Genomic DNA, 11,033 nt, shown 5'->3' with positions numbered 1-11,033 from the left:
CCGGGTCACCAGTCGGTCAGAGCTCGGAGCTGTTGTTCGTGACGCACCAGTCGGGCTCGACAAGCCCGTCCTCACCCATCTCGTGGGCGACGACCTCGACCTCCTCGGTCTCGGTGGCCTCGGTCTCGGCAGACTCGGGGTTCACTTCCTCGGGCATGCTGTCCTCCTTCGCTTCGGCGGCATCCGCGACACCGCCCCAGGAAGAAGCTAGGAGGCCTCGGTATACAAACGACTTTCCACCGGTTCGAAAACGGTATGACGCCCGCTCACGAACACGGCGAAGGGCAGCCGCGGCATTTCGTACCGGACGGTGTCCGCGGCCCCCTCCCCGCCGACGACGGTGAGGATCCCGGCCTCCAGCAGCGTCTCCAGCAGCCGTATCGCCGTACCGGTCTCGGCCTCCAGGACCGCGGCCGCCTGCCGGAGCGTGAACACGGGCTCCGTCAGGGTGCCCAGCCGGAACACCGCCCGGTGCGCGGGTCCCGGCAGATCCCCGATGGCCTCGGTCAGCCGGGAGCGGACCGCCGGATCGCTCCCGCACAGCTCGTCGACCAGACCGCCGGGATCCGCGATCCGGGCCGCGTACTCGCGCAGCGGCACATGGCGCAGGAACGCCATCCGTTCCGCCGCCAGCCGCACCCCGAGCGGCGACAGCCCGCACGCCGCGACCACACGTTCGGCGGACTCCCGGTCCGCGGTGACCCGCTCCGTACCGATCACCCGCCCGAGGAACTGCAGCGCCTCGGCCGGGGTGAAGGTGGAGAGCCGGATCCGGTACGCGCCCTCCAGACCGGTCAGCGCCGACCGGGCCGTGACGATGACCGCGCTCTCCCCGGTCTCCGGCAGCAGCGGACGGACCTCGGACTCCCGCCGGGCGTCGTCGAGGACGACCAGCGCCCGGCGCTGGGAGAGCCACGTCCGCCACTCCCGCAGCGGGTCTGCCCGCCCGGGCGTCCTCGCCCTGGCGAACGGCAGCTGGGACACCGCGTCCTCCAACGGCCGCAACCTGCCGTCCTCGCCGCGCAGCCGGACGAAGAAGCGGCCGTCCGAGAAGTGGTCGCCGAGCCGGTGCGCCACCCGTATCGCGAGCGCCGTCTTCCCGGCGCCGAGCGGGCCGCTCACCACCACCGGCCCGCTGCGCCCCCGGACCAGCACGTCCGCCACCTCGTCGGCCTCCGACTCCCGCCCCGTGAGGTTCGGCAGATCCCACGGCAGCAGGTTCGGCGCGTGCGCCCGCCCCCGGTGCGGCGCCGGGGACCGGGAGTCGGCGTCCTCCTGCTCGCGCAGCAGCGACTGGTAGAACCGCCCCAGCGCCGGGCTCGGCGGCAGCCCCAGCTCACGGGCGAGGGCCTGGCGCAGGTCGTCGTACACCGCCAGCGCCTCGGAGCGCCGTCCTGCCCGGCACAGCGCCGTCATCTGCGCCATCCGCAGGCGCTCCCGCAGCGGATGGAGCTGCGCGATCTCGGTGAGCCGCTCGATGGCCGCGGCCCCGCCGCCCGCCGCGATCTCCGCCTCCGCCCAGTCCTCCGAGACCTCCAGGAACCGCCGCTCCAGCCGCCGCGCGGCATCCCCGATCAGCGGCACGCCGCGGAACCCGTCCAGCGCCGGCCCGCGCCACAGGTCCAGCGCCTCGGTCAGCGAGCCGACCCGGGCCCGCTGCAGGAAGGCGAGCGCGTCCAGTTCGTCGGCGGTTGCCTGGAGCAGGTAGCCACCGCGCTGATGGACGATCCTCGAATCCGACCCCCCGTCCAGCAGTCTCCGCAGCGCGGACACGTACACCTGGATGTTCTTGCGGGCCGTCCGCGGTGGATCGTCCGCCCACAGCGCCTCGACCAGCACATCCGACGAGACCCGCGCGTTGGCGTGGGCCAGCAGGGTGGCGAGCAGAGTCTGCTGCTTCCTCGACCCGGGGTCCACCGGGAAGCCGTCCCGGAGCACCTGTAACGGGCCGAGGATCCCGAAGCTCACGCCCATCGTCACGCCAGCTTGATGGCGGTGGAGTGACCCTCGACCTCGGCGTCCGCGACCGCGTCCAGCCTCGTTTTCACGGAGTTGAGGACGGCGACCTCGTCCTCCGTGAGCTGCGCCAGCACATCGCGCTGTGCGTCACTCAGCAGATCGACCGGGTTGCCGGCCTGCCGCAGGGACGCGAGGGGATCGAAGTCCATGGTTGCCTCCAGTTCGTATGTCGGCATGTCATGTACGGAGCCAGCTCAAAGTACGTTCGCGGACGGGCAGTTCCCGGACGCCGACCGGTCCCCCGGAGGGTCGGACCCCGGCACGCCGAGGCATGCGCAGGCGCGGCCTCGGGCGGTGGCGCCCCTTTCCCACGATGTTCCGCTTTCACCACGGCACGTAACAGAATCGTGACGCGTTCATGCTGACGTCGAATCCGGGGTGGTGGCAAGAGGCGAACCCCGACGACGTGAACCGGTGCAAAGCACCCGCGCCGGTCCGGCGGGGGTGCGCGAACGTCTGTCGAGGCCCGGTCGGGGCGGTGGGAGGATGCGAGGAGGGTCGGAGAGGGGCGGGGAGCGTGGGGCGTGGGGAGCGGGACACGGTCGCGGGGGGAGCGCGACTGCACGAGGCGGCTCAGGCAGTGGTCGGTGACCACGGGCGGGCGGTGGAGGCGGTGCGGGCGGCGCTGAAGCCGCTGCACGATGCGGCGGTGAAGCGGGAGCTCGACACCATTCCCGTCGCCCGGTTGCAGGACGTCACCGAAGGGCGGCTGCGGCTGGGGAGCGTCGAGAAGAGCGGGCTGCGCACCCTGGGCAGTGTCCTCGAAGCGGGTCCCTACCGGTTGCGGCAGATTCCCGGTGTCGGGCAGCGCACCGTCGACCAGATGCTCGCCGCCGCCCGCCGACTCTCCGAGGCCGTGCACGAGACCGTGGCCGTCCACATCGACGTGGACAGGCCGGAGCCGCGCACCACCGCGCTTGTCATGGCCCTGCACGTCCTGGTGCAGGCCGGCCCGGACGCCCGGCGTGCGGTCGACAAGGCCACCGCCCTGGCGGAACAGCTCGGTCCGTTGCTGGCCGACGCGAGGCCCGCCGCCGGGAGGGTCAGGATGCTGCTGGCCGGCCGGGAGAAGAAGGCCCGCGCGTGGGCGGCGGTCGCCGGGATCCGGTCGCTGGTGGACGAGGCGGAGCGGGCCGGCCTGCCCGAGCTGCTCGCCTAGGCGTCGGTGGACCTGCTCCGGGGGCTCCCGTCCGACGTCGAGGCCTGGGTGGACTTCGAACTCCGCTCCGCGGAGTACTACAGCCTCCTCGCCGAGATCTCCGGGCGGCTGCCGGACGCGGCTGCCGCGGAGGGCTTCCTGCCGGACGAGATCGCGGAGCGGGTACGGACCCAGCACCTCGACGACACCCACCGGCGGGTCTCCCTGCGCGGCTACCAGGCGTTCGGCGCACGGTTCGCGCTCGCGCAGCGCAGGGTGATACTCGGCGACGAGATGGGCCTCGGGAAGACCATCCAGGCGATCGCCGTCCTCGCCCACCTGGCCGCCGAGGGGCAGAGCCACTTCATGGTCGTCTGCCCGGCGAGCGTCCTGGTGAACTGGACTCGGGAGATCGAGGACCGCAGCGCCCTGCGCGTCATGGTGCTCCACGGCCCCGACCGGCACGACGCGTTCGCCGACTGGAAGGGGCGGGGCGGGGTGGGGGTGACGACGTTCGACGCACTGCGCGGGTTTCCGGCGCCGGGCGGCGGGGAGGTCGGACTCCTGGTCGTCGACGAAGCGCACTCCGTGAAGAACCCGGAGACCAAGCGGTCCCGGTCGGTCGCCCTGTGGACGGAGCGTTGCGAGCGCACCCTCTTCATGACCGGGACCCCGATGGAGAACCGGGTGGCGGAATTCCGCAACCTGGTCCGGATGCTCGACGGCGACGTCGCGGACTCCCTCGGCGAACGGGACGCGTTGGCCGGATCGGTCGCCTTCCGCAAGGCCGTGGCCCCGGTCTACCTGCGGCGCAACCAGGAGGACGTGCTGACGGAACTCCCCAGTCTCCAACAGACCGACGAGTGGGAGGAGTTGAGCGCTTCGGACGAGGAGGCCTACCGCGAGGCCGTGCGCGCGGGCAACTTCATGGCCATGCGCAGGGCCGCGTACATGCGCCCAGAGAAGTCGGCCAAGCTGGACCGGCTCCTGGAGATAGTCCAGGAGGCCGGCGAGAACGGGCAGAAGACAGTGGTCTTCTCCAACTTCAAGGACGTACTGGGCGTGGTGAAGGAGGCCCTCGCGGCCGGGACCGCCACGGACGCTCCGGTGTTCGGTCCGCTGACCGGCGGCGTCCCGGCCCGGCGCCGCCAGGAGATCGTCGACGACTTCGCCGGTGTCCGGGGCCCTGCCGTGCTCCTGGGGCAGATCCAGGCAGCGGGCGTCGGCCTCAACATGCAGGCCGCCTCCGTCGTCGTCATCTGCGAACCCCAGATCAAGCCGACCGTCGAACACCAGGCGGTGGCCCGGGCCCACCGTATGGGCCAGGTCAGGCCGGTCCGCGTGCACCGCATCCTCGCCACCGGGGGCGTGGACGAACGCATGGTGAAGATGCTGGAGACCAAGACGCGCCTGTTCGACGCCTATGCCCGCCGCAGCGCCGTGGCCGAAGCCACCCCGGACGCGGTCGACGTGTCGGACACCGAGTTGGCACGTCGCATCGTCGAGGAGGAACAGGCACGGCTGGGTATGACGGACGAGAGGCCCTCGCCGTGACCCGTCGTCCGAGGGCCGGGGCGCGGCGGGGCTACGGGTGCCAGGCTGACGCGCACAGGGATTCGGTCACGGCGGCCGTGTAGCGGGCGGCGGTCAGCCAGGAGGTGGTGAAGGCGTCGGTGTCGGTGGGGAGGAGGCGGCCGAAGTGGTCGCGGGTGCGGTGGGACGCCGAGGTGGACAGGGTGGTGAGGAGTCCGGCTGCCGTGGGGAGGCCCGCGCGGCGGAGGCGGACGGATTCGGGGGTGACGTCGCCGAGCATGCCGAGGGGGGCGCGGCCCGCCAGGACCGCCTGCTCGACGCGGCGCTCCAGGAGGTACAGGGGGGAGTGCGCGCCGGGCTCGCCGTGCTGCGGCGGGGCGGGGTGTGCGGGGGCGGACGGGGTCGGGAGGTCGGCGCGGCGCAGGCGGTCGAGGCCGAGGTCGACCGTGCCCTCGCCGGTGGGGTGCGAGCAGGCGAGGAGGGTGAGCCGGGGGTGGGGGGCGGGCAGCAGGCGGCCGATGATCCTCAGCTGCGTGCCCGGCGCCGCGGCCAGCAGCGTCAGGTTGTCGCGGTGGGCCAGCGCCGGGTCGTCGCCGGCGGCGGCGAGGCGGACGAGTAGGCCTCCCGCGTCCCGTGCGAGCAGGCACGTACCGCCCGACTCCCTTACGGCGCCGAGGAGTTCGACGTCCAGGAAGAGCAGGTCGCTGCCGCCGGCGTCCGGGTCCGCGTAGCGGGAGGTGAACCGCAGGGCGCGGGCGGCCTGTTCGGACGGCGGGCTCTCCCACAGGGCGGCGAGCGGCGGCTCCGTCCAGGCCGCGCCCCGGGCGGTGACGGCCTTGACGCCCTTGCCCGCGCCCAGCCTGCCGTCCGGGGAGATCGTCGCCCCCGAGACCGCCAACCCGGCCCGGCCCAGCTCCCGGTGCGTGAGCGCGCTGTCCCCCAGGCGTACGGCCCGGTCGGCCACGCCCAGGGCGCGCCCGACGCCGCCGGGCGCCACGTCGCCGACCGTGCAGAGGCGGCCGTCGGCTCCGGCGACCCAGGTGCGGACGCCGCCGTGCCCCGAGTCGGTGACGACGGGTTCGGTGAACAGGCCGTACAGGCGCAGCGAGCCGTCCGGGCTGTACGGGCGGCGCGCACGGCCCCTGACGGCGGCCAGCTCCGCCCCGGAGGCCGTCCCCACCCGGCGTGCGGTGCCCAGGAGTTCGGTCAGGGCCGTGACCAGGTCGGCGGTCCGGTAGGACGGGCTCCCGGCGCGGGCCGCGCGCAGCAGCGTGACGACGGACAGCGCGGCGCCCGCGGCGCGCGGCAGGTGCCGGAGCCGGGCGGTGTGCGCGGCCCGGAGCAGGGCCGACTGGGTGACGGCGCCGGCCCCGTCGACACCGGCCTCCAGCACGGCGGCGCCCGCCGCCCACAGGGCGTCGGCGGCGGCGCGTTGGGCCGGATCGGCCTCTTCGGGCGGGGAAGCGGTGTCCGGGGCGGGTTCGGGGGCCGCCTGCGCGGGCAGGCCGGCGGGCTCCGGCGCCGGGTCCGCCGGCTCCGCCGTGGGAGCGGCGCAGGCGGCGGCCGCGCGGTGCACGCACGCCGGGGCGAGGAGGCAGCCGCAGGTGATGGCGTCCGCCGTCGCCACCACGCCGCCCGGGGCGTGCAGGCGCAGCTCGGTGTCGTCGTCGAGCGCGACCGTCACCGTGTCCCCGGCGCGCTGCGTCGGGCGGGCGCCGAGCTTGGCGACCATCGCGTCCAGCCGCTTGCGCAGCCGGGGCGAGAGGTCCTCCACCAGTGTGGCCGTGACCTCCGGCGCGACGGGTGGCAACTGGGCGGCGGTCACGCGGTCTTCTCCCCTATCCAGCGGGCCAGTTCGAGTGGGCTGAGCGCTGCCACGGGCATGCCGGCGGCCACGAGCTGCCCGGCCACGCCCGTCGAGTAGCGGGGCCGGCCGGCGTCGTCGAGGCTCGCGCACCCGAGGACGTGGCAGCCGGTGTTCACCAGGGCCCGCACCTCGGCCAGCAGCCCGCCGAGCGGCGCTCCCTCCTCGAAGTCGCTGATGACGACGACGAGGGTGCGGGCGGGCACCGCGACCAGGCTGCGGGCGTGCCGCAGCCCGGCGGCGATGTGCGTGCCCCCGCCCACGCTCACCTCCAGCAGGAGGGAGAGCGGATCGTGCACATGGCCGGTGAGGTCGACGACCTCCGTGGAGAAGGCCAGGAAGTGCGTGCTCAGGGCCGGGACACCGGCGAGTACGGAGGCGGTCAGCGCGGACCAGATCGTGGACGCCTCCATGGATCCGGAGACGTCGGTGACCAGGATCAGGCGCCAGTCGGCCGACCGGCGGACGCGACCGCGGAAAACCGGCTTCTCCGGGATCACCCGGACCGTTCCGTCGGCCGTGCGGCGGGCGGTGGCCAGGTTGGCGCGCAGCGTACGCGGCAGGTCCAGCCGGCCGCCGGGGCGGCGGGTGGGCCGGGGCGACATCGTGCCGGTGAGGGCGGGGCGCAGCCGGGTGGCCAGCTGCCGGGTCAGCTCGTCGACCAGGCGGCGGACCAGGGGCCGGAGCGCCGCGATGCGGGCTTCGGGAAGGCCGCCGGCGTACCGCAGGATCGTCCGGAGCAGTTCGACGGAGGGGGTGGCGGCCGCCGGGTCGAGTGCGGCGAGGACGTCCTGCCGGCCTGCCGCGGCCGCGGCGGCGAGGACCTCCTCGCGGATGCCGGGGCCGAACAGCGCGGCCAGCTCCTCGGACCACTCGCGGACCCCGGGGTACGACGGCTCCCGGCCGCCGCGCGGTCCGGAGCCGCCACCGTGGCCGTCGCCGGGCAGGCCGCTGCGGGATCCCTCGCCGTGTCCCGCGCCGTACAGCTCGTCCAGGGCGGTCGCCAGCCGGGTGGCGGCGGGCGGCAGCTGTTCGGGACGCCGGCCGAGCACGAGCCGCCACCGGTCGGCGGGCGCGAGGGTCCGAGCGGGGGCGGGGGCGTTTCCGCTGGCGCTGGCGGTGGCGGTGGCGTCGGCGGTCCCGGTGGCGGGAGTGCCGGCGGGTGCGGGTGCGTTTCCGCTTGCGGTGGCGGGTGTGGTGGCGGGGGCGATCTCGGTAGAGGGGACGGTGGCGGTGGTGGGGACGGTCCCCGTGGCGGTGGCGGTGGCGGGGTGGTCGGACGGCGGGGTGAACGGGCCGTCGTGCGCGGGGGGCGGGACGGGCAGGCCGAGTGCGGCCAGCAGCTCGCGGGCCGCGAGGTCGGCGGCCGTCCGGCGGGCCAGCTCCGCCGGATCGTCCGCGCCGAGGGTGTCCACCCGTTCGCCCAGCCGCTCCTCGACGGTGTCCAGCAGCCGTTCCCGGGCGGCCGGGCTCAGGGTGTCGAAGCCACCGCGCAGCGCCGGCAGCCGGGTCAGGAACGCGGCGTCGTCCAGCTCGACGACCCGGTGCAGCAACGGGTCGAGCGCGCCGATGCCGACGGTCAGCAGCGGGCCCGCCACCGTCAGGACGCCGGTGAGGCGGGCGGCGAGCGCGGCCCGGGAGTCGCTGTGCACGGCCCCGTCCACCCAGGAGGCGACGCGCGCCCCGAAGACGCCGGCTTCTTCGTGGCCCGTGAGCACCCTGACCGCCCCGGCGGCCGCGGCGATCAGCGGGGTGCCGTCCGCGGCCAGCCGGGCGAGGGCGTCGGTGAGCCGGATACCGCCCACCCGGTCGGCCCGCTGGGACAGTTCGAGCAGCGCGCGGGCGTCCTCGGGCTTCTCGGAGCCGGTCAGGCCGTCGACCTGGCGGACCGCGGCCGAGGTCAGGAGTTCGACCGCGCGCGCGGTGCGGGCGGCACGGGCGGCGGCAGCAGTGTCGGGGGCCGAGGGGTCGTCGGGCACGGCGAGGCCCGGCAGGTGGCCGGCGTCGAGGCGGTCCAGCAGGTCGAGTCCGGCGAGGAGTTCGGGAAGCGTGCCGCTCGCGGGAAGTACGGCGGCCACTTCCGTCAGCCGCTCGTCCGTCAAGGCGGGGAGCCCGCATCCGGCGGCCTCCGTGAGACCGCGGATGACCTGGGCGGCCGTCGGGCCGCCCTCCGCGCGCTCGGCCGTGTGCCGCTGCCGCAGTACGCCCTCGGCCGCCTGCGCCGCGGTGACGCCGCGGGCCCCGGCCGCGGTGAGCGTCGCGGCTGTCGCCGGGGTCCACCGCACCTGCCAGCGCGTGGTGAGCCCCTCCGTGCCCGCCGCGCCGGTCACCTCCTGCTCCTGCGCGTAGGCGATGCCGCACACCGTCAGCCTGCGCAGCAGCAGTTCGCGGCGCCGGTCCAGGGCGGAGCGCGCCGGGTCGAGCCGGAGGTCGCGCGGTGTCCGCTCGTGCGCGTCCCCCGGGCCCGGGAGGGAGAGCGCCGCGGCCTCGGCCTCGACGGCGGGGCCCAGCCCGCTGCGCGGGGCGGCGCGCGTGGGCCGCCCGGTGCGGGCTCCGACGAGCACGTGATCGAGGGCGCGGGCGACCGCGCGGCCCGTGCCGTACGTCTCGCCGCGCCCCAGCACCGTCTGCACGGCCTCCAGGAATTCACCGCGCCCCGCGGCGGGCAGGTCGCGCAGGCGGGCCAGATCCCCCGCCACCCGCACGACCTCCCGGCCGTCCGCCGGCCCGTAGGGGTGCCCCTGCTCGCGCAGCGCGGCGCAGACGCGGACCGCGGTGCGGACCAGCGCCTCGTGCAGCGCGGCCGGGTCCCCGGCGGCCTCCAGGACGGTGTGCTGCCACTCCGGATCCCGGATCCCGGCCGGATAGCCGGACCGCGAGTCGAGCAACGGGTACGTGTACGGGACGAGCGAGACGGTGCAGGCCGGTGCCTCGGCGGCGCCGTTCACGTGGCTGCCCGTTCCGGGCCCGGACGCGTGCGACGCGGACGGCCCTGGTACGGGCGCGTCCGGCGCGGTCGCCCTTAGCCCGTCGGCCCCCGGCTCGGACGGTCCTGGTACGGGCGGCCTCGGCTCGGACGCCCCTGGCTCGGGTGCGTCCGGCTGGGACGGCCCTGGTCCGGACGCGTCCGGCTGGGACGACCGTGGTTCGGGCGCGTGCGGCGCGGATGACCGTGGCGCGGACGCCTCTAGCCCGTCCGCCCCTGACTCGGGCGGCCCCGGCTCAGACGCCCGCTCGGGCGTCCCCGGCCCGGACGCGTCCGAAGCGCCCGGCACGCCCGGTGCGTCCGGGCCGGATACCTCGCCGCTCCCCGTGGCGGACAGCAGCAGCGCCGGGGCGTGGAAGGCTCCCACCACCACGGCGGGCCGCCGCCCGTTCGCCAGGGCCTCGGCGAGGTGTCCACGCATACAGGTCTCGCGCACCAGGTCCGTGCCGTCCACACCGCCCCCTGCCTCGGCCTCGCGGCGCAGGGCCCAGCCGGTGAGGAGGGCGGCACGGCGGAGCGCCTCGGGTGTCGAACCGGGTGCGCGGGCCTCCACCAGCCGGTCCCACAGGTCCTCGCCGTCCCGGCCGGTGAGCCGGGACCGCAGCGCGGCGGACAGCCCCTGCCCCTGCCCCGGCCCGGGTGCGGAGTCGGGAGCAGGGGGAGCGTCCGGACCTCCCCCCGCCCACGCCCGGTCGGCCAGCGGCAGATCGCAGGCCACCGCCGGAACCCCGTTCCTTGCCGCCCAGCGCAGGGCGACCAGTTCGGGCGAGAAGTCCGCGAAGGGGTAGAAGGCCGGCCCCTGTTCGCCTGCCGGGCCGGGCCCGGGCCCGGCCCCGTAGGCGGGTACGGCGGCCAGCGCCACCGGGGCCTCCGTCTCCTCGTGGGCGAGCCAGCCCAGCCAGGGCTGGAATTCGGCGGGCAGCTCGACGAGGAGGACGTCGGGAGCCGCCGCGTCCAGCAGCGCCGGGAGGGCGGCCGCCAGCGAGGGCGCGTGGTGGCGTACCCCGATCAGGAACGGCAGCCCGGGCCCGCTCGCCGCGAGGACCGCCACCGCGGCCTCCGGCCCGGCGGGCCCCGCCGCCGGGCCCTGCGCCGTAGAGAGAGCCGGTGCACCGGCGGCGTACGGCGCCCCGGCGTCGGCTGGCCCCTCGGAGGTGGACGGCCCCTCGGCCGCGGACCGCAACTCAGCGGCGTACGGCTCTCCGTCGGCAGACGGCACCCCGGCGTCGGCTGGCACCCCGGCAGTGGACCGCGGCTTGGCGGCGTAAGGCCCCTCGGCGGCTGACCGCACCCCACTGGCGTACGGCACCCTGCCCGCGGACGGCCCCTCGGCGGAGGCCCCCAGCTCGGCGGCAGACGGCGCCCCCACGGCGTACGGCACCCCGCCAGCAGACGGCGCCTCGCCAGAGACCGGCCCCCCGGCCGTGGACGGCACCCCGTCGGCAGATGGTCCCCCGGCGGCGTACGGCACCCCGCCAGCAGACGGCGCCTCG

General features: G+C 75.9%; 5 protein-coding genes and 1 pseudogene. 1 reads left to right on the top strand and 5 read right to left on the bottom strand.

The window, feature by feature from the left end:
• Window positions 1-16: 16 nt before the first annotated feature.
• The 3 genes from ACH4SL_RS35435 to ACH4SL_RS35425 are packed head-to-tail and all read right to left on the bottom strand — an operon-like array spanning window position 17 to window position 2,168.
• On the bottom strand, window positions 17-157 hold the full coding sequence (locus ACH4SL_RS35435; RefSeq protein WP_398453909.1) for a hypothetical protein: 141 nt from the start codon (window positions 155-157) through the stop codon (window positions 17-19).
• Between the two features lie 50 nt (window positions 158-207).
• Complete coding sequence (locus ACH4SL_RS35430; protein WP_398453950.1) at window positions 208-1,974, bottom strand: BTAD domain-containing putative transcriptional regulator; 1,767 nt, start codon at window positions 1,972-1,974, stop codon at window positions 208-210.
• 2 nt (window positions 1,975-1,976) lie between these two features.
• Window positions 1,977-2,168, bottom strand: a complete 192-nt coding sequence (locus ACH4SL_RS35425) for an aroma-sacti cluster domain-containing protein (protein WP_398453907.1) — start codon at window positions 2,166-2,168, stop codon at window positions 1,977-1,979.
• Between the two features lie 368 nt (window positions 2,169-2,536).
• Between ACH4SL_RS35425 and ACH4SL_RS35420 the strand changes: the two are divergent.
• Window positions 2,537-4,711, top strand: a pseudogene (locus tag ACH4SL_RS35420) (DEAD/DEAH box helicase).
• Between the two features lie 31 nt (window positions 4,712-4,742).
• Here the strand turns inward: ACH4SL_RS35420 and ACH4SL_RS35415 are convergent.
• The gene (locus tag ACH4SL_RS35415; RefSeq protein WP_398453904.1) at window positions 4,743-6,515 is read right to left on the bottom strand and encodes a hypothetical protein; all 1,773 of its coding nucleotides are present in this window, start codon (window positions 6,513-6,515) and stop codon (window positions 4,743-4,745) included.
• Window positions 6,512-10,591 carry a DUF5682 family protein gene (locus tag ACH4SL_RS35410; RefSeq protein WP_398453902.1) on the bottom strand — a complete coding sequence of 1,360 codons (4,080 nt, stop codon included), beginning with the start codon at window positions 10,589-10,591 and terminating at the stop codon, window positions 6,512-6,514. The genes ACH4SL_RS35415 and ACH4SL_RS35410 overlap by 4 nt, the downstream gene beginning before the upstream one ends.
• Window positions 10,592-11,033 lie beyond the last annotated feature (442 nt).

The organism is Streptomyces sp. NPDC021020 (assembly GCF_044333285.1).
GTDB lineage: Bacteria > Actinomycetota > Actinomycetes > Streptomycetales > Streptomycetaceae > Actinacidiphila.
The sequence above is the reverse complement of the archived record's forward strand: the minus strand, read 5'-3'. Positions and strand labels throughout refer to the sequence as shown.

Excerpts from the sequence above, each read along its gene's own strand:
- ACH4SL_RS35425 (WP_398453907.1), bottom strand. The coding sequence starts at position 2,168 with ATGGACTTCGATCCCCTCGCGTCCCTGCGGCAGGCCGGCAACCCGGTC.
- ACH4SL_RS35430 (WP_398453950.1), bottom strand. The coding sequence starts at position 1,974 with ATGGGCGTGAGCTTCGGGATCCTCGGCCCGTTACAGGTGCTCCGGGAC.
- ACH4SL_RS35435 (WP_398453909.1), bottom strand. The coding sequence starts at position 157 with ATGCCCGAGGAAGTGAACCCCGAGTCTGCCGAGACCGAGGCCACCGAG.